Here is a 17,605-nt window from a genome sequence, read left to right as displayed (position 1 = left end):
TCCTTTATTTTTAGGGATTTTTATAATTTAGGTCTTGATAATAAATTCTAAGGCATTTTTGGAAGTAAAAACCCTAATTTCCTTACGCGAAGTAGGAAATCAGGGTTTTATATCTTAGATATTGTTTGTTTTACAAAAAAATTTTCATTCTTTTTTCTAACTAAAAAGCTTAATGCTACATTGTACTGCAGCTTTGTAAAAAAGATTGATTATTTATAATAAAGAGTGTTGATTTATAATAAAGTTTGATAATTTGTAAAAAAGTTCGATTAAAAATCCTCTCTCCTCTATAAATCTCTTAGTGGAGAGATGATTTTTTTATTGGATATTTATGTTAATATTACTATAAAGATTGTGAAGAAATGTACTTAAACTAACTATGCAGGTTAGTTGCAGAAGGAGAAAGACTTTTAATCTACCTTTTTTCTTTCATTACTATTCAGAAAATTCCGATTTAAGAATGGGGTATTATGTTAAAATGTGTTTGTGTAATTACTTAACTAACTGACAGGTTATTTGAAGAAAGGTATTTTTCCCCTTATCTATGGAACAGGTCGATAAACTCTAAAACATCTCCTCTCCCTAATACCAAAAAGCCGTAAAACATAAAAAGCATGGCTACGAAAATACTAGGCACCTAAATGAGTTTGATAATAAAAGAGAAGTCCTTATTGGATTTTAGCAGAAGGGATTGATAAAAATAGATATTAGGAAAATGCGGTATTTCATAATGGTGGCAGAGGAATTGAATTTTAGTCGTGCAGCAGAACGTCTTAGGATGGCACAACCTCCTCTAAGCCAAGAAATTCGTAAATTAGAAGAAGAATTGGGAGTTCAACTTTTTCATCGAACAAAAAGAATGGTTGAACTTACGGATGCTGGGAAGATATTTTTAGAAGGATCTCAACAAACGCTGTTTCAATTAGAAAGAGCCATAAAAGAAACACAACTTGCAGCTGAAGGAAAAATAGGAAATTTAATAATCGGTTTTGTCGATTCCACAGAAATCGTTATAGAAGTTCTTAATAAATTTCGAGAACGCTTTCCTAAAATCCATCTTATATTACGTGAAATGACAACGGAGCAGCAACTAAAAGCACTCTATGAGAAACAAATTCATATTGGATTTATTCGTTCTAAACAGAACAACGGGATACTATCTTCTGAAGTTTGTTCTGAAGAATCTTTAAGATTGGTTTTACATCAAGATCACCCTTTCGCCTCATTGCCCGAAATTCCACTCCGATTGTTAATTGATGAACCATTTATTTTGTTTCCGCGCCATTTGGGTCCAAATTTTTATGATTTAATTATTAACTACTTTTGGGATCATGGTGTAAGTTTAAATGTTGTTCAAGAAGCTATTCAAATGCAAACTATTGTTAATTTAGTTGCAACAGGAATGGGAGTTTCTGTCGTTCCATCATCGGTGGAAAGTTATAAACGTCCTGGGGTTATCTATAAAAAAATCCAAGAGACTACACCAAAAGTAAATCTATATGTTGGATGGAGACAAGATGAAAAATCTGCAGTAGTAGATCATTTTTTAACAGTTGTTAGAGAGGTGTATTCGATTTTACAACTTGATCATCAAGAATAAAAGCCCATCCTGATGGGATGGGTAGTAAAATATTACAAAGGAAGAATTCTAATTTAACTTAAGTTTTAAAGTAAGACTACAAAGATTTTGTATATATTTCTGGTTAAGTCACGTGCAAAAACTTAACCTGTTTTACTCGGATCGTACTCAACGAAACCTTCTAGTACTTTGTCAATCTGATTCATTATTTCAGGTTCCAGTTTGACACCAGAAGCTAACGCATTCTCTCTTACCTGTTCCGGATTCGAGGCACCGATAATTGCTGAGGAAACATTCTGGTTTTGTAGTACCCAAGCTATTGCGAGTTGAGCGAGGGTAAGATCAATCTCTTGTGCGATGGGTTTGAGCTTCTGGATAGCAGTGAGCACATTGTCGTTCATCCAACGTTGTGCAAGTTTATGAAAAAATGGTTTGCCAGCAGGAGAATTAGCACGTGATTGAGTTGGTACTGGTTTTTGGGGTAGATATTTTCCAGTGAGAACACCTTGTGCGACAGGCGACCATACTACTTGCCCAAGTCCCTCACGTTGACAGGTTGGTATCACATCAGTTTCGATAACTCTCCACAACATTGAATACTGGGGTTGGCTAGCGATGAGCGGAATATTCAATTCCCGTGAAAGTGCTGCACCACGGGTGATTTGTTCTGCTGTCCACTCACTTACACCAATATAAAGCACTTTACCTTGTCTTACAAGATCTGCGAAAGCTAACATCGTTTCTTCAAGAGGAGTAGTTGGGTCAAATCTGTGTGCATAATAGACATCAATATAGTCGGTCTGTAACCGACGCAAAGATGCATTACAATTTTCTAGAATATGTTTTCGTGATAAACCTTTATCGTTTTGCCCATTCCCAGTCGGATGGCACACCTTTGTACATAGTTCAATGCTCTCCCGTCGTATACCTTGTAAAGACCGGCCGAGTATTTCTTCAGCTTTAGTGTCTGAATAAACATCAGCAGTATCGAATGTTGTTATACCGACATCTAGTGCTGCTTTAACACACTCATTTGCAGTATCCTCATCTACTTTCCCCCCGTGATTTATCCAGTTTCCGTATGCAATCTTGCTTATTGTTAATCCGCTATTGCCAAGTTTACTAAACTCCATTCTAGTTCCTCCTTTTAAAAGTGATATCTTCATTATAAAGATCATATTTTAATACGGATAATATATTATTAATAATGAATTAATATAAAATTTATATAAGACTACAGTGCCCTTCCGTTTACTCAGAAGTTTGCAAGGCTGTTGGGTATTACCACATCGCTAACAAGGTAATAATAATGTCTATCTAGGTTTATTTGGCATGCACATTTTTAAGAGTGTACCTCTACTTTAAGAATATCTTAGTTCTGATGAACGGTTTTGTTCTTAAGTTGATGGGCATGTGATGATACCTCATGTAGCCGTTTAATAATTATTTCTGTTACCTTTATATATTTACATAGTCTTCGTTAGCGGAAGTTGATTTTTGTCCTAGTTTAAATGAGTGGTATTGTTACTAAACCTAACAAAACGGACACTAGACTTGTATTCAAGTAGATGTATGCCTGTGTTGTCAGTATGGAACCATACATCATGTTCTTTCGGTAATTGAAGGAAGCTATCTATAATTTTTGTAATCACTCCTCCATGGGAAACAATCGCAATTCGTTTGTACTGTTTACTCCTTTCTCTAACAGCTGCAAGGATGTTCTCAGCACGTAATCTAAAGTCTAGTTTACTCTTCCCCTTCTGCATTTCACATAACTCAATTAGATACTCTACAGGGCATTTAACAGCATTACTCAAAATTTCAGTAGATTGAGTTGCTCTCAATAGTGTACTCGACCAAATAAATTCTGGAGGAAATTCCTTTGATATATAACTAGACATTTTTTCAACTTGCTCCAATCCCCTTTTAGTTAATTGTAAATCAGTAGGTCCTTTATAACCCTCTTCTAAAAAATCATCTTCAGATTCTCCGTGACGAATTAGTAGGATTTGCATCCATTTCACCTCTTTAGATATTTGTCCTTTCTTTTCTAACTTAGACAAACCTGATTGGAATCCTTTAAGTATCTCGATTATGTACGTTGTATACCCTATACATGTGAGGTTAACATAAAGTCTCATTATCAGCAGTAATCAAATCCTAGAAATCCATTCATACCAAGAGTTTGCCAGCCTTCTGTTCCCTCCGCTGTATGCAGGATTTCATACTGCTCTGTCACAACAGCATTTGGCAGTTTAAACCGTTTTCGTAGCCTGCATGAAATCCTGCATATCCTTAGCGTATAAAATCCGCGTTTTGCCGTCAGTACCCCTTCTGTTTGAGTATGATTCGTTCCTCTGTAACTTATATAATTGTAAGGATTTACTTGTAGTGCACACTTATAAAATTGTGCATATTTTTTCTCCATGACCAATTGTAGCCTTGGAATAAAGTTTGATCATTTCTATGATCTTTCCTCCATTAAATCGCCCTTTAATTAAATAACGACTTGTTTCTATTAGCTGGTTTAGTTAAAGAAGGCCTCAAATGGGTATGTAGTCAACATAAGCGATGTTATCAGCAATGAAAAAGGATCTTCATTTGAAGATCCTTTTATAATATCTATAAATCATTATTTAAAATTTTCCACATTTTACACATTTACCTCTGGTTTGCTTCTGATAATTCCAGGTAGCTCCAGTGATCGCGATACCCAGCAACAACCATCCTCCATATACTATAGATACCAACAAACCTTCGTCATCGAAAGACATTGGTCCATTCGAAAGACCTAATACCTCCAAAAGAGATCCCAATATTGCCAAAAATCCCATTGAAACTGTCATAGATGCAGCAACCCAACCTCCGGTGATTAGAATGAATCGAGGAACTTTTTTCCCAGCAACAAACGGTACCCACTTAGGAAAAATACGCCCCCATTTTTGTACAAGAGCAAGACAAAGCAATGCACAAGCGCCAAATACTAGCATTTCTCCATAAGCAGAATGTTGACTGAAATTTTGGCCACCTCCTAGGGTGCCACCGAAGGACCAATAAAGTTTCAATAATGGATATGGAAAAGATAGTACAAACGCAGCATAGCCGAACCAAATACGGTCAGGTTGGGTTTTCACTGAAGGCCCTTGACCACATACAATGCATGCCCCTCGGGATATACGTTGAAAAGAGAGAGTTGCTGCAGCAAGCAGTATGGCAGCTATGAGGCTAATGGTTCTGGTTGCAAATCCTGGCCAATCCACAACCGGGGGCAAACCGGGGATTCCAAGTACAGCAGCTGTTCGTAATATGTCAAACACAATACCGCCTGATGACCAGACTAATATAAAACAAGCTCCCCATGTGCTAATTAGCAAAAGAAAACGTGGCGTTAAACTTTCACGCTGCCAGTTAATAGATAGTGCTAGTGCAATCATTCCTAAGATTGAAGCAAATACCGTAATTCCTACTGGAGCAAATCCCATTGTGTAATCCGGTGCTTCAGGTAAAAAGGATTTCAATATAATTGCGAATAGTGTGATAGAACTTGCTCCAATTGCAAACCACGCTTTAATATTCGATTGAACAACCTTGGTTTTACCGTCCACCTTGGTAACTTCTTCTCCATTGAAATTAATCATTAATGAATCACCTCATTTTATTTTTCAAGATTGTTACCAACCTTTTTGCTTTTACTATAATTCCTTTGCGATAATCAACAATGAAGGCAGATCACTAAGGACATTTTCAATCCCTTACTTCTCGGTTATTAATTTAAGTTTATATAAAAACTTCAGTTGCTAACATAGTCTCAGGGAGTATTTTCCAATACAGCTATGGTCTTAATTAAATTTTAAATATTAAGACTTCATTTTTTTCAAAACGGTTTAACTTTGTTATAAACGGTTCATCTTTATTTCAATGCTGCACCAATCTCCCCATTAAATAAAAATACTTTTACTTATAGTCTATTATATTGGGGATTCCGACAAAATCTACTTATAAGGAAAAAGCATCCTAAAAGAGAAACAAGCTATAAATGTAGACTGCTATTTGTGGGTTGTTTTGTTTATTAATCATTACAGTATGTGAAATTATTATATTGATAATAAAAAAAGCTCCCTGTATGGCGGAGCCTTTAATTTCTCTATTCAACTTAGTATTGTTGCAACTCTTTAACCAGGTACTCTGCACCTTCTGGACTTATTGTAATCTTTCCATTTGCTAATGACATATTACGTTCTGAAACCTCACCAGTTATCATACAAGCCCCACCAGCTTGATACTTCTGTAAAACAATTTTTTCTCCATCTACAAAGATCTCTAATGGTGATTTTTCTTTAATACCGAGCGTATCCCTCAGTTCTTTTGGGATAACTACACGCCCCAATTCATCTACTTTTCTAGTGATTCCCGTTGACTTCATTCAGCCTCTTTCCTCTTTTCATTATCTTATTTACCCTATGTTTTTCTTTTTATTGTAACAAGCTTTCTCCAAATATAAAAAGCATTATGATCCAAAACCAGACAATCATCCTGAGTGTATTTTTGAATCCTCCCCACAATGAAATAGGGGTTCAACCGAGATACGTGTAAAAACGGGTCATAGGATTACTTTTATTTCCAAATCGAACAATGTCAAAAATAGTATTAAAGAAACACGAATTGTGAAATTCAACCTAAAAAAGTCGAATTCCTTAGGAACCGACTTTTTAATTTGGCTTGTTAAGCTAAGCCCCCTATTGGGGGTAGTACCAGCGAAGCTGACACCACCCGCAATATAGATGTAATTAGATTATTGATGACCTCGTTATATCCCTGCTGGGCATCGGTGATTGCAAGCTTTGAATAGACCTCCAAGGACTTGCGGCCATGCCCATGCCCGCTTCCACTCCGTCCAACCAACTCCGCGTCACGTCCTGATTCTGCCCCAATAAGGTCGATGAAATTCACCAGCCTTTTTTTAAACGAACGACGAACCGCGGGCTCGGTGTCAGTCTTCGATTGCCTGGTAGACCATGGTCCAGAAGTCGTGGATAAGCCGTGCCGAATTCGGGACTGACAGCCCGACCTGGGTAAGCAGGATTCCGGTGAGCTGGTTATCCGGGTCAGCGTAGGTCGTGGTGCCGCTTCCGCCGTCCCAGCCGAACTGGCCGATGGGCGCGTAGTCGCCACGGTAGGTGCGCACCGCCATCCCGAAGCCCCAGCCGCCGTGCTGCCCTTGGCCGAATGACACATGGACGTTGTTTGTGGCCATGGCGTTTCGAGCGGCTTGCTGCTCGGGCGTGAGGCGGTTGGTGGTCATCAGCTGGACGGCGGGCCGGGACAGGATCCGTTCACTTTCGTGCATCCCGTGATTCAGCAGCATCCGTAAATACGCGTTGTAGTCGTCGACGGTGGAGACCAGCCCACCGCCGCCGCCCTGGAACGCCGGAGGCTGGCTCCAGCGTCCCCCCTTGGCCTCGTCCCACACGATGAACTCTCCGGTCTGCGGGTCGGGGGCGTAGAGGGTCGGCAATCGGTCGATCTTGTTGGCGGGCACGTGGAAACCGGTGTCCTTCATGCCTAGGGGGGCGAAGATGCGTTCGCGCAGGAACGTCTCAAACGACTGGCCCGTGACCCTGGCGACTAGCACGCCGAGTAAATCGTTGCTAATGTGGTATTGCCAGCGCTCTCCGGGCTGGTGCATCAGCGGAAGCTCGCCAAGGCGGCGCATCCACTCATCCGGCTCGGGCATCGGCACCGGTAGATCGGGCGTGAGCCCCTTCTCGAAGATCGCGTTCATGATCGGAGTGCCCAGCGACGTAATATCCATGCCGAGCCCGAACGTGGAAGTCAGCAGGTCCCGTACGGTGATCGGCCGCCGCGCTGGCACGGTATCGTCCAGCGGGCCGTCGATCCGCTTCAGCACCCGCCGGTCAGCGAGTTCCGGTAGCCACGTCTCTACCAGGTCATCCAGCCGCAGCCTGCACTCGTCGAGCAGGATCATTGCCGCCGCAATCGCAAGCGGCTTGGACGTCGAGGCCATCCGAAAGATCGTGTCCCGGCGCATCGGCGCACCACCATCATGGCGCATCGTGCCGAGCACTTCGACGTGCGTCTCACCGTTCCGGCTGACTAAGGCGACGACCCCAGGAATCTTCCCGGAATCGACATGTCGTGCCAGCACGTTGCGCATTTTGTGTAGCCCTGTTTCGGAGAAGCCTTTGTTACTTTGTCCCATCATGAATCTCTCCTTTTTTCCCCATTTTCTGATGAACGAAAATCTTCTGTTGTAATCTTTTTCACTTGGTTTCCCTCTTTTTACTTTTTTATCAGCCCTATTGTTTTAAAATTACAAATTCTCTTTTGTTATTCATGCTTGAAAGCCCTTTGTCAAAAAGGTGAATTCGATGCATCAAAGAAAATGAATATTGGCAGTCAAAATCTGACTCACTTCCTTTTCTGGGTTATCAGAATCGAGATATGTCCTGCACTTAGTATAGAGCCATCTGTTCATCAGACGTTTATTCTACAACCATTGTCTTGCCCGCCCCACTGGAGCAGAGCAGGGCGAAAATACTGCCCTTTTTTGGAAGTAACTTTAACTTTCTAGATGCCCTAACTAAATCCCTTTCTTTTTCCAGAATATGGCCCGATTGCGGAACAAAAATAAAAGAGCTCTCTTCAGCTTTTCTGTGTGCTTAATAAATTCGCCCCATAAATGAAGGGTATAAGTTTTCACGAGAAGATCATGTTATGCTGAGTCCATACCTTACAAGGCACATTAAACGTTTTGGTGATTATGTCATCGATTTACAAAGCATCCCTCAACCAGTAGAGGAAAATATACCGGTATAAACATAAAACGGGTCATCGACTGGAAATAAAAGTAAGTCTATGACCCGTTTTTACACGTATCTCGGCTGAACCCCTTTATTTTGACTATCTATAACAGCAAGACGAATCAACTTCAGCTTAATATCCCTACTAAGAGAAAGCCATTCAGATGTACCAATTTTCATTTTTAATACCCCCATTTATTCGAATTTTATTGTATGACTTACAATCGCCCTTTAAATATCTTTTTAATCGCAATGTCACTAAAACCCTCATGTATCGCAAATACTTCTGGAAATTCAGAAATACACAAATCAATAATTGTATTATCAGTTGTCCTTATATAGAAGTATTTGACCATCCCTTTGTAATCGTTATGCAAATAGTACCCTTGAATTGTGTAATGTAATCCTTTTGCTTTTAATGTTTCATAAAGCCGTGTCTTCGTTTCATCTATTACATCAAAAATGGTTAACTGTTCCATCCCTCAACAGCCCTCACTTCCTATTAGATACAAACAATACTTTTATTACACTTCTTTTAAGAATTACGCTATTTCAACTTAAAAAGCAAAGTACTTTCATCCTGTTCATGTACATATAAATCGTAATTTCTTCCTGTTGCTTCTAATGCACCACATAGCATTTGATAATACTTAATATCAGTTACATCCATACGCACTTCACCATTACTCATGAGGCTAGTTAGATCCATCATCATCTTTTTGATTTTCTTTTCCAATATCCTCACTCCTTTTCTAAAGTTATATAACTTATAATACTTTTATAAAAGAGGAATACTCACATGGCAGTAAACAAAGAAAAAAATACACAAGTCTTAGTTACATTTTCGAATGAACAACTGAAGAAAATTGAGGATTTTTGGCATGAAAATAAGTTAAAAAATCGTAATGAAGCAATCCGACAACTCGTAGAAAAGGGATTAAGTCAAAAATAATGGCTTACCTTTTTTTATTTTGATTAAAAATGTATAAAACACCGATAAACCTCTTAAACGGTCTTATATTTAATTTTTATGAATCTAAGACTAATTACATTAGATACATATTTAAAACTCGTTACAAGCGAATTTGAGAGGTCAATTTTCTATAGAAATTAAATTTTTCAAACTAAATTGGAAATACTTTACTAAAAAGAAAAAAAGAGCCGAAATTAATCTTCAGCTGATGAGTTACAATAAAGTTGTTTAATTTTAAATAAAATCGTTACATTTGCAATAAAGATGTTTAAAAACGCCAGTCATGTTATTCCGTTAAAGGGCCAGATTGTGGAGGAAACAGGAAGAGCAAGAATAACTAATTGGGGGAACGTCAGGTGAATGGTTTGTTACTGGGAACCCTATTATTACAGGTCTGTAGTTTAAGCCTAATGTTAGATAGTATATGGCTTGACCATGGAGGTTGATCAGGTTTTGGCATCATGCCCAAAAGAAAAGCATGGGCTATGATGAGGTGAGCCGAATGTTTAGTGGAAATACAATTAATACTACACGAATTTGGGGAGATAATCTCCGTTATGATTAATGCACTACAGATGGCATATCCCGGATTTCCCAAAAGTACAGACCTTCCCAAAACTTCCTTCATTTATCTGATTAATGTCGAATTCTGTTTCCTTTAACTAAGGTAAAGGGAGCATCAGTTACTGATGCTCCCTTTTTTGTGATGAACACTATTTAACATCTTAATAATTCTCACGGGGGGGTGCTTGGTGACATCTTGTTTATGGTACACAGCTCCGTTTTACTAAAGATTAGCGTCCTTTTAAATATTATCCGTTATGATTGAGTAACAATTGGCTGTGTTTCTTTGACAGTGTCCACACTATTATTACTTGTCAATTTTAATGTAATTAATGTAAAAAGGCCGATTATTAGTAATCCTGATAAAATAAACATTCCTTGGGTAAATGCTACAGATCCAAGAATCATTGGTCCTACAAATCCGCCTAATGCCGCAAATGAATTGACTAAAGCGATACCAACAGGTGCAGTAGACTCGGTGAAGAAAAATGTCATGTAGGCAAAGAAACATCCAGTAAATCCAAATAATCCAGCAGATGTAATTGTTAACATAAGTACCATCATAAAGACGCTTTCTGAAAAGCCACATCCGATAAAGCCCAATACTGAGATAATAAAGCAAACAATTAAATGTTGTTTGTACGCATTCGTTCGATCCGAATACCATCCGACAAATATAATAGCCGGAATACCTACTAATGAAGGAATCATGGCTAACCAGCCTATTTCTAAGTTGGTCGTGGCAATTTCTGATAAGGATTTAATGATGGTTGGCATCCAGAATGACAAGCCATAGATACCTGTATAAACAGCAAAATATAACACAGATAACTTCCAAACCTTTGAATCCTTCAGCATGTCTAGTTTTGAGACTTTATTTACTTTTGAACTTGCTTGCCGTTCAGCACTCAATTCGCCCTCCAGCCAATCTATTTCTTCCTTCGATAACCATTTTGCTTTTGCAGGTCTATTTGTTAAGAAGAAAATAGTAAGAACACCTAAGATAATGGCCGGGATGCCCTCAAGGATAAACATCCATCTCCATCCTGACATATTGAGCCAAAATATGTTATCAATAATCCACGTTGACACTGGTGCGCCGATTAGGCCGCCTATCGGTAAAGCCAGCAGTAATGCAGCTGTTGCTCGTCCTCTTTCACGGGCTCTAAACCAATAAGTTAAATACAAAACAATTCCAGGAAAAAACCCGGCTTCAGCAATACCTAATAGAAAACGCAGGATGTATAAATGTGTCGTCGTTTGCGCGAAACCAGTTAAGATTACTATAATTCCCCATGAAAGCATAATCCGGGCAATCCAAATGCGCGCCCCAACTTTATGCATAATCATGTTACTTGGGACTTCAAAAAAGAAATAGCCAATAAAGAAAATACCGGAAAGAAGACCAAAAACTTCAGCAGATAAAGCTAATTCTGCATTCATTTCTAAAGCAGCATAGCCTAAGTTTACCCGGTCTAAGTAAGCAACAACATATAGAATTAATATAGTTGGAAGAATGCGTTTCATCGTTTTACGGATTGTACTTTTTTCTATAGCCTTAATATTCTGATTCATCAAATTCCCCCCTATCTGTTTCATCAGCTTTGTACATTTTCTAAAATAATGGCAATACCTTGTCCGCCGCCAATACAAAGCGAAGCTAATCCATATTTAACGTTTCTTTTCCTCATTTCAAGTGCTAAAGAATAGGTGATTCTAGCACCGCTTGCGCCTACAGGATGGCCTAATGCAACAGCCCCTCCGTTCACATTCACCTTTTCCTTATCGACACCTAACTCTTTAATTACAGCAATAGATTGTGAAGCAAATGCCTCATTAAATTCGAACAAACCAATATCCTCTAAGCTTAAACCAGCCTTTTCTAATGCTTTTTTGCTTGCTGGTACGGGGCCAATACCCATAATGCTCGGGTCAACTCCTGCAACGCCCCATGTTACAATTTTCGCAAGCGGCTTTAAGTTATGTTCACTCACATACTCCTCAGATGCGACTAACACAGCAGCTGCACCATCATTAATGCCGCTCGCGTTCCCTGGTGTAACAGTCCCATCCTTTTTAAAAGCGGGCTTCAATTTTGCTAAACCTTCTACAGATGCACCTTCACGAATATGCTCATCCGTATCAAAAATGACTTCCTTGCCTTTTCTGCCTTTTAACTTAACCGGAACAATTTCCTCCGCAAAACGGCCGCTATCTCTTGCTGCAATGGCCTTTTCTTGTGATTCCACAGAAAACTGATCCTGCTCTTCTCGGGAAATTGAATATTTTTCAGCTAAGTTTTCAGCTGTCATCCCCATTCCACAGCCAACGTAGTTATCTGTTAATGTTTCCCATAACATATCATCAACTTTTGGTGCTTTATTTGGTGAGCCGAAGCGCGTGCCTCTTAATACATGCGGTGATAAGCTCATATTTTCGGTTCCTCCAGCGACAACTACTTTTGCATCCCCAGAAGCAATGGACTGTGCGGCAGATACGATAGACTGCATGCCCGAACCGCATAATCTATTAAGTGTAAGCGCAGATGATGACTCTGCCATGCCGCTTTTTAAACCGATATGTCTGGCTAAATAAGCAGAGCTGCTGCTTGTGTGGATAATATTTCCAAATATGATTTCATCTACATTAGAAGCTTGAATTCCGCTTCTTTTCAATGCCTCTTCCGTTGCTGCTACACCCAAATCGATATCGGTCACATCTTTTAATGCCCCGCCAAAAGTACCAAAGGCTGTTCTTGCTCCGTCAACAATATAAGTTGCCATTCTTTTTCCTCCTCTTTTTTTTATTACATGCCGCCTGCGTCTTTAATATGTTCTCCTGTAATACCGCCTGCTGCATCTGATGCTAAATAAGCGACGCCAGAAGCAACCTCTTCTGGTTCGATAAAACGATTCATCGCTTGCCTTGGATACATAATAGCCTCAAGCGCTTCTTTATCCGTCATTCCTTTATCTGTTAAGCTATCAAGCTGCTTAACTAGCAATTCTGTTTTCACTGGACCAGGTAAAATCGAGTTAGCCGTTATTTTATATGGCGCTCCCTCTAGGGCAGTTACACCCGTTACGCCTATCACGCCATGCTTGGCAGCAACATAGGCGACTTTTTCAGGTGTGGCCATCTTCCCATGAACAGATGAAATATTCACAATCCTGCCGTACTCTTCTTTCTTCATATGCGGAAAAACATGCTTTGTCATTAGGAATACACCTGTCAGCATGACATCCATAAGCAAGTTCCATTTTTCTAAAGGGAATGACTCTAATGGCGCACGATATTGAATTCCGGCATTATTCACTAAAACCTCAATCGATCCCCTCTCCTTCAAAATGTCTGCAATGGTTGATTGAATAACAGCTTCATCCGTAACATCTAAATAAATTCCTTTTGCATTTTCCCCCAGCGAAAATGCGGTCTCCTCTGCAGCCCCTTTATTAAGATCCGCTACATAAACAAAGTCATTTTGTTTAATAAATTCCTTTGCGATTGCTTTACCCAAACCGCCTGCTGCACCTGTCACAATAACTGTTCTTTGCTTGTCCAAGTGTTGCCCTCCATTCTTCACTTATTACTTACGAGTGTTAAATCATTCAAATACTCTAAATCAAAACCAACCTTTTCACTTAATTCTTGTATTGAAATCTCTTCCATCATTTCTACAACTTTTACGCCTTTATCCGTAAATTTAAAAACAGCGTAATCGGAAACAAATAAATCAATTTTTCGAATCCCGCTAGTTTTATATGATAATTCCTTGACTAATTTAGACGTTCCATCCTTTGCAAACAAGGTAGCTGCGACAATAACCTTTTTTGCTCCTGTCACCAAATCCATTGCTCCACCAACGCCTAAAATCGGCTGATTCGGAACGGCCCAGTTGGCAATTTCACCATGAACATCCACCTGAAGTGTGCCTAAAACGGCTACGTCAATATGACCACCTCTAATCAAAGCAAAAGAATCAGCACTATTAAAAAATGATGCACCTTTCAAATAGGTAACCGGTTCTTTTCCTGCATTAATTAAATCAATATCTAAATTTTCCTCTGCAGGAGAAGGTCCCATACCTAACAATCCATTCTCAGATTGTAAATAAACCTCTTTATCACCTAAATAGGAAGCAACCAAAGTAGGAATTCCAACTCCTAAGTTAACAATCTGTCCATCTTCTAATTCTTCGGCAATTCTCTTAGCAATAATTTGTCTTTTATCTTGACTCAACATAATCACTCCCTATCTTTGAATATTTGCTTTGGATGACATAATCCACATACGCATGAGGCGTCACAACAAATTCTGGGTCCAGCTCACCAACTTCAACAATTTCATTAACTTCGGCAATGACTATTTTTCCAGCTGTAGCCATCATAGGGTTAAAGTTTCTAGCTGTCGTATGGTACACTAAATTTCCAATTCGATCTGCTTTATCCGCCTTTATAATAGCGACATCACCTTTAATAGCCTTTTCAAAAATGTATCTCTCTCCATCAATTTCTCTTTCCTCTTTGCCCTTGCTTAATTCAGTGCCAACGGCGGTTCTTGTGTAAAAACCACCTATTCCGGCACCGCCGCAGCGAATTGCTTCAGCTAATGTACCTTGAGGTAGCAAATCGATTTCAAGCTCGCCTTTAGACCAGGCTATTACCGCTTCTTTATTAATGGAAAAAAAGGAGCCAATTGCTTTTTTGATTTTTCCCTGCATGAATACTTTATGTAATCCTTGTCCAAGATCCCCTAAATTATTACTAACAATCGTTAAATCACGAATGTCTGTTTCTAATAGTTCATCAATGATCGTTAAAGGTGTACCTGATAAGCCAAAGCCTCCTGTTAAAATTACATCGCCACTCTTGAAATACTTTCTTATTTCACTAGACTCAATGACTTTATCCATTATTTCCCCTCCATTTCTTTATAAAGCGCTTTCTTTTTCGGTTAAAATAAAATAAGAAATCGTTGTGATAGTCGAAATCTATGAGGTAGACTTGAATAAAACATTAACTTGTTAACTAGACTGCAGTCTGTTTATAATTAGACCATAGTCTGATTTTATAAAAATTTAAATATTCTGTCAATTATTCCTGGAGGATTTTTCATGCTAGAATCAAAAAAAAAGCAGCGCAGAGGAGAAGTAACACGCGATAAAATTTTAAAAACAGCTTTAAAACTTTTTAGCCAAAAGGGTTATGACAAAGTAACAGTCGACGAAATCGTGAAAAAAACCGGCACTTCAAAAGGTTCATTTTACCAACACTTTTCGGCTAAATCGGACATATTTTTAGAGAGATTCACAGAAGTCGACAATTATTATTTAGAAGTTTTCCATTCTTTCCCGAAAGATATGGACCCATTTGAAAAACTATTTATTTTCACTCAGAAATTATTGCGCTTTCTAGAAGAAGAAATGGGTAAAGATCTTATGAAAGTCATTTATAGTTCCGCTCTAAATTCAAAAGAACACACTTACTTTTTAAATTCAAACCGTTCACTCTTTCAAATCATCTTTACACTACTTGAAGAAGCTAAGGACCAAGGATCCATTGGCACTGACCAATGTGTAGAAGTCATTTCAACAATGGTCACACAAAGCCTAATGGGAAGCATCTATCACTGGGGTATACACGACTCTGACCAAAGTCTAGAGTCATTATCAATGCCGCTGATTAAAACAATCCTTGAGGGATTGAAAATGAAGAACTAAAACAAATTTAGAGGCCATCCGCGAGAAGATCTTTGTAGAATTGGACTTATGATGGGTACACAATAAGAAGACCGTTCTCATGCGAGAACAGTTTTCTTATATATGGAGGAGCTATAGCAGCCCTTCCACTCGTAAGTTTATTAAGCATTATTTGGTTATATGTTCAAGGTGAAGCAAGCGAGAGTTTGAGTAAATTTGCTTTTGGTGTTCTTTGCGGATTTCCAGCTACTGCTGTTTTATTACTTATCGTTTATCTATTATTAAAGAATACAATAAACCTATATGCATGTATTTTTGTTGGCATAAGTGGCTGGATATTTTTTTAATCATTAAGCAGAACCTAATTAATTTTGTAAAAACAAATTTTCTTAAATGATAGAAGTCTTAAACAACACCTATTGAATTAAGAGAGGTTATTCCAGAAAAGGGCGCGATTCTGGAATAGTCCTTTTGTAAAATGACAATAAAGTTTTTTAATTTTAAAAGCTCAAACAAGCATAACCCCGTTCTAAATTTAGGACGGGGTTAAAAATATAGTTGTTTAATTTTTGATGTAAGATACTTCACTGTACTCAAAAATATAACAATAAAGTCGTTTAAAAATCTAAGTTTCACTCAAAAAATAGCGCCCTTTTCTGGAATAAAGGAATAGATGTATTTATACAAAGATTAAATATTTTACAGGATTTCCGAATCCTAATTTTTCATCTAATTTCTCTCGAAATCATAACAGCTGGAGTGAACTCCAAGTCAATGGTATTTATAAAGTTATGGTCTAAATTCTCCTTCACCCTTCTGCCCGTTAGTTCAGTAACTTCAACAAAAAGAGAGTCAATCCTTCTTGGATCAACACCCCAATACTAAGCTAATTTTTAACATCTTACATATTTACGTTTGAAACCAAGCCTCCCTCTATCAATTTCCTTATGAATACTTTCGTAAGCATTTAGGAAACTGCTTTTTTTCTTGTCCCGTTTTACTTCTACTGTACCTACTTCTTTTGCGGTCTCGACTGCCTTTTCATGTAGCGGCAAATATGAAATCCCCACGGTGTATAGAAAATTATTCATAGCGGATTTCGTTCGTTCTGGCGAATCATGAATCGTATTTTTCACAATTTCAAGCATATTGGAAATCTTGCTTTCGGAAAATTCATTGTCTAGGCGATTCCCTAAAAGCCAGCAGTAGCAACTCCAGCCCGCTGACATTCTCAGCTCGTCACCGCTTGCAATCCATTTATCAGCAACGTCTTGTGCAAAATCTGACTCTGATAAAGTTACTGCCACCACAAAATCAGACAGCATATAAAAATATGCCCCATCCATCCAACGATCAAAATCCGACTCACTCATAGCTTTTGGGTTTGCAATAATGCCTGCAAAGTACATTGCATCGTAGTTACCTGTGGAATAAAGCTCTTCAGCTAAACGTTGATTTATTTTTATTTTCTTTGCGATTGGTTTCATAGCACCTGTAGCTACGCCAAAAAGCGGCTCGTGCGCACCATTGGATATGTACATTTTTTTAGTTCGTTCCTTACCGAGGGCTTCAAGCTCCTGTATAACTGTTTCGAAATCCATAGTTTTGCACTTCCTTCCTTAATATTAAGACCCTTTTAATTGTAACCAACTAGTTTATATTCTTTATCAAGTCTTCCATACTTCTCAATTTTACCATTAATCTTATTCAAGTAGGATGTCTACTGTCTATAATTCCTCAACAATTCGGCCCGATTGTTGAATAGAATGACTCGCATTTTTTTAAACAACTTTATTATTTTTCAAACGACTTTATTGAATTTATTATCAAGACCTAAATTATAAAAATCCCTAAAAATAAAGGAAAGCACATATTATACATGACTAATATATGCTCTCCTTTTATTCCATTAAAGCTCCCGATTGCTGAATAAATTTTTGCATTTCATACAGGATTTTTGATTAAGCTTT

18 protein-coding genes are annotated in these 17,605 nt (G+C 38.4%); 4 read left to right on the top strand and 14 right to left on the bottom strand.

The window, feature by feature from the left end; all coding sequences use genetic code 11:
* Positions 1–700 precede the first annotated feature (700 nt).
* Complete coding sequence (locus tag LRP84_RS19525) at positions 701–1,600, top strand: LysR substrate-binding domain-containing protein (protein WP_230576600.1); 900 nt, start codon at positions 701–703, stop codon at positions 1,598–1,600.
* Between the two features lie 122 nt (positions 1,601–1,722).
* On the opposite strand, the gene LRP84_RS19520 is transcribed toward LRP84_RS19525, so the two are convergent.
* From LRP84_RS19520 to LRP84_RS19480, 8 genes are all read right to left on the bottom strand, one after another.
* Positions 1,723–2,712, bottom strand: coding sequence for an aldo/keto reductase family protein (locus tag LRP84_RS19520; RefSeq protein ID WP_230576598.1), 990 nt, complete (start codon positions 2,710–2,712; stop codon positions 1,723–1,725).
* A gap of 369 nt (positions 2,713–3,081) precedes the next feature.
* Entirely contained in the window at positions 3,082–3,642 is a 561-nt protein-coding gene (locus tag LRP84_RS19515) for a histidine phosphatase family protein (RefSeq protein ID WP_230576597.1), read from the bottom strand.
* Between the two features lie 80 nt (positions 3,643–3,722).
* On the bottom strand, positions 3,723–4,007 hold the full coding sequence (locus tag LRP84_RS19510; protein WP_230576596.1) for a hypothetical protein: 285 nt from the start codon (positions 4,005–4,007) through the stop codon (positions 3,723–3,725).
* Between the two features lie 208 nt (positions 4,008–4,215).
* The gene (locus LRP84_RS19505) at positions 4,216–5,217 is read right to left on the bottom strand and encodes a hypothetical protein (protein WP_230576595.1); all 1,002 of its coding nucleotides are present in this window, start codon (positions 5,215–5,217) and stop codon (positions 4,216–4,218) included.
* 515 nt (positions 5,218–5,732) lie between these two features.
* Complete coding sequence (locus LRP84_RS19500; RefSeq protein WP_230576594.1) at positions 5,733–6,002, bottom strand: AbrB/MazE/SpoVT family DNA-binding domain-containing protein; 270 nt, start codon at positions 6,000–6,002, stop codon at positions 5,733–5,735.
* 567 nt (positions 6,003–6,569) lie between these two features.
* Positions 6,570–7,799 (bottom strand): serine hydrolase domain-containing protein, encoded by a 1,230-nt coding sequence (locus LRP84_RS19495; protein WP_230576593.1) that lies wholly within the window; start codon positions 7,797–7,799, stop codon positions 6,570–6,572.
* A gap of 819 nt (positions 7,800–8,618) precedes the next feature.
* Complete coding sequence (locus LRP84_RS19485; protein ID WP_230576592.1) at positions 8,619–8,879, bottom strand: hypothetical protein; 261 nt, start codon at positions 8,877–8,879, stop codon at positions 8,619–8,621.
* A 68-nt stretch (positions 8,880–8,947) separates the two neighbouring features.
* Positions 8,948–9,145: a hypothetical protein gene (locus LRP84_RS19480; protein WP_230576591.1), complete on the bottom strand. Its 198-nt coding sequence runs from the start codon at positions 9,143–9,145 to the stop codon at positions 8,948–8,950.
* Positions 9,146–9,199: 54 nt separating this feature from the next.
* Here LRP84_RS19480 and LRP84_RS19475 point away from each other — a divergent pair, with 54 nt between their 5' ends.
* A complete protein-coding gene (locus LRP84_RS19475; protein ID WP_230576590.1) occupies positions 9,200–9,352 on the top strand; it encodes a ribbon-helix-helix domain-containing protein in 153 nt (50 codons plus the stop codon).
* Between the two features lie 840 nt (positions 9,353–10,192).
* Here LRP84_RS19475 and LRP84_RS19470 read toward each other — a convergent pair.
* Genes LRP84_RS19470 through LRP84_RS19450 form a run of 5 tightly spaced genes read right to left on the bottom strand, consistent with a single transcriptional unit; the run spans position 10,193 to position 14,849 of the window.
* Positions 10,193–11,512 (bottom strand): MFS transporter, encoded by a 1,320-nt coding sequence (locus tag LRP84_RS19470; RefSeq protein WP_230576589.1) that lies wholly within the window; start codon positions 11,510–11,512, stop codon positions 10,193–10,195.
* Between the two features lie 23 nt (positions 11,513–11,535).
* Entirely contained in the window at positions 11,536–12,720 is a 1,185-nt protein-coding gene (locus LRP84_RS19465) for an acetyl-CoA C-acetyltransferase (RefSeq protein ID WP_230576588.1), read from the bottom strand.
* Positions 12,721–12,743: 23 nt separating this feature from the next.
* The gene (locus tag LRP84_RS19460; RefSeq protein ID WP_230576587.1) at positions 12,744–13,499 is read right to left on the bottom strand and encodes a 3-hydroxybutyrate dehydrogenase; all 756 of its coding nucleotides are present in this window, start codon (positions 13,497–13,499) and stop codon (positions 12,744–12,746) included.
* 17 nt (positions 13,500–13,516) lie between these two features.
* Positions 13,517–14,179 carry a 3-oxoacid CoA-transferase subunit B gene (locus LRP84_RS19455; RefSeq protein ID WP_230576586.1) on the bottom strand — a complete coding sequence of 221 codons (663 nt, stop codon included), beginning with the start codon at positions 14,177–14,179 and terminating at the stop codon, positions 13,517–13,519.
* Positions 14,163–14,849 carry a CoA transferase subunit A gene (locus tag LRP84_RS19450; protein WP_098305924.1) on the bottom strand — a complete coding sequence of 229 codons (687 nt, stop codon included), beginning with the start codon at positions 14,847–14,849 and terminating at the stop codon, positions 14,163–14,165. The genes LRP84_RS19455 and LRP84_RS19450 overlap by 17 nt, the downstream gene beginning before the upstream one ends.
* 201 nt (positions 14,850–15,050) lie before the next feature.
* Between LRP84_RS19450 and LRP84_RS19445 the strand changes: the two genes are divergently transcribed.
* Positions 15,051–15,656, top strand: a complete 606-nt coding sequence (locus tag LRP84_RS19445; protein ID WP_230576585.1) for a TetR/AcrR family transcriptional regulator — start codon at positions 15,051–15,053, stop codon at positions 15,654–15,656.
* Positions 15,657–15,718: 62 nt separating this feature from the next.
* A complete protein-coding gene (locus LRP84_RS19440; RefSeq protein ID WP_335379693.1) occupies positions 15,719–15,982 on the top strand; it encodes a hypothetical protein in 264 nt (87 codons plus the stop codon).
* Between the two features lie 546 nt (positions 15,983–16,528).
* On the opposite strand, the gene LRP84_RS19435 is transcribed toward LRP84_RS19440, so the two are convergent.
* Complete coding sequence (locus LRP84_RS19435; protein ID WP_230576584.1) at positions 16,529–17,236, bottom strand: DNA alkylation repair protein; 708 nt, start codon at positions 17,234–17,236, stop codon at positions 16,529–16,531.
* Positions 17,237–17,605 lie beyond the last annotated feature (369 nt).

It is taken from the genome of Bacillus rhizoplanae (assembly GCF_917563915.1).
Taxonomy (GTDB): Bacteria; Bacillota; Bacilli; order Bacillales; family Bacillaceae_G; genus Bacillus_A; species Bacillus_A rhizoplanae.
Note: the sequence above shows the minus strand (reverse complement) of the source record. Positions and strands in the feature narration are given on the sequence as shown.

Excerpts from the sequence above, each read along its gene's own strand:
- LRP84_RS19505 (WP_230576595.1), bottom strand. The coding sequence starts at position 5,217 with ATGATTAATTTCAATGGAGAAGAAGTTACCAAGGTGGACGGTAAAACC.
- LRP84_RS19475 (WP_230576590.1), top strand. The coding sequence starts at position 9,200 with ATGGCAGTAAACAAAGAAAAAAATACACAAGTCTTAGTTACATTTTCG.
- LRP84_RS19470 (WP_230576589.1), bottom strand. The coding sequence starts at position 11,512 with ATGAATCAGAATATTAAGGCTATAGAAAAAAGTACAATCCGTAAAACG.
- LRP84_RS19500 (WP_230576594.1), bottom strand. The coding sequence starts at position 6,002 with ATGAAGTCAACGGGAATCACTAGAAAAGTAGATGAATTGGGGCGTGTA.
- LRP84_RS19495 (WP_230576593.1), bottom strand. The coding sequence starts at position 7,799 with ATGGGACAAAGTAACAAAGGCTTCTCCGAAACAGGGCTACACAAAATG.
- LRP84_RS19510 (WP_230576596.1), bottom strand. The coding sequence starts at position 4,007 with ATGGAGAAAAAATATGCACAATTTTATAAGTGTGCACTACAAGTAAAT.
- LRP84_RS19485 (WP_230576592.1), bottom strand. The coding sequence starts at position 8,879 with ATGGAACAGTTAACCATTTTTGATGTAATAGATGAAACGAAGACACGG.
- LRP84_RS19465 (WP_230576588.1), bottom strand. The coding sequence starts at position 12,720 with ATGGCAACTTATATTGTTGACGGAGCAAGAACAGCCTTTGGTACTTTT.
- LRP84_RS19435 (WP_230576584.1), bottom strand. The coding sequence starts at position 17,236 with ATGGATTTCGAAACAGTTATACAGGAGCTTGAAGCCCTCGGTAAGGAA.
- LRP84_RS19455 (WP_230576586.1), bottom strand. The coding sequence starts at position 14,179 with ATGTTGAGTCAAGATAAAAGACAAATTATTGCTAAGAGAATTGCCGAA.
- LRP84_RS19450 (WP_098305924.1), bottom strand. The coding sequence starts at position 14,849 with ATGGATAAAGTCATTGAGTCTAGTGAAATAAGAAAGTATTTCAAGAGT.
- LRP84_RS19445 (WP_230576585.1), top strand. The coding sequence starts at position 15,051 with ATGCTAGAATCAAAAAAAAAGCAGCGCAGAGGAGAAGTAACACGCGAT.
- LRP84_RS19520 (WP_230576598.1), bottom strand. The coding sequence starts at position 2,712 with ATGGAGTTTAGTAAACTTGGCAATAGCGGATTAACAATAAGCAAGATT.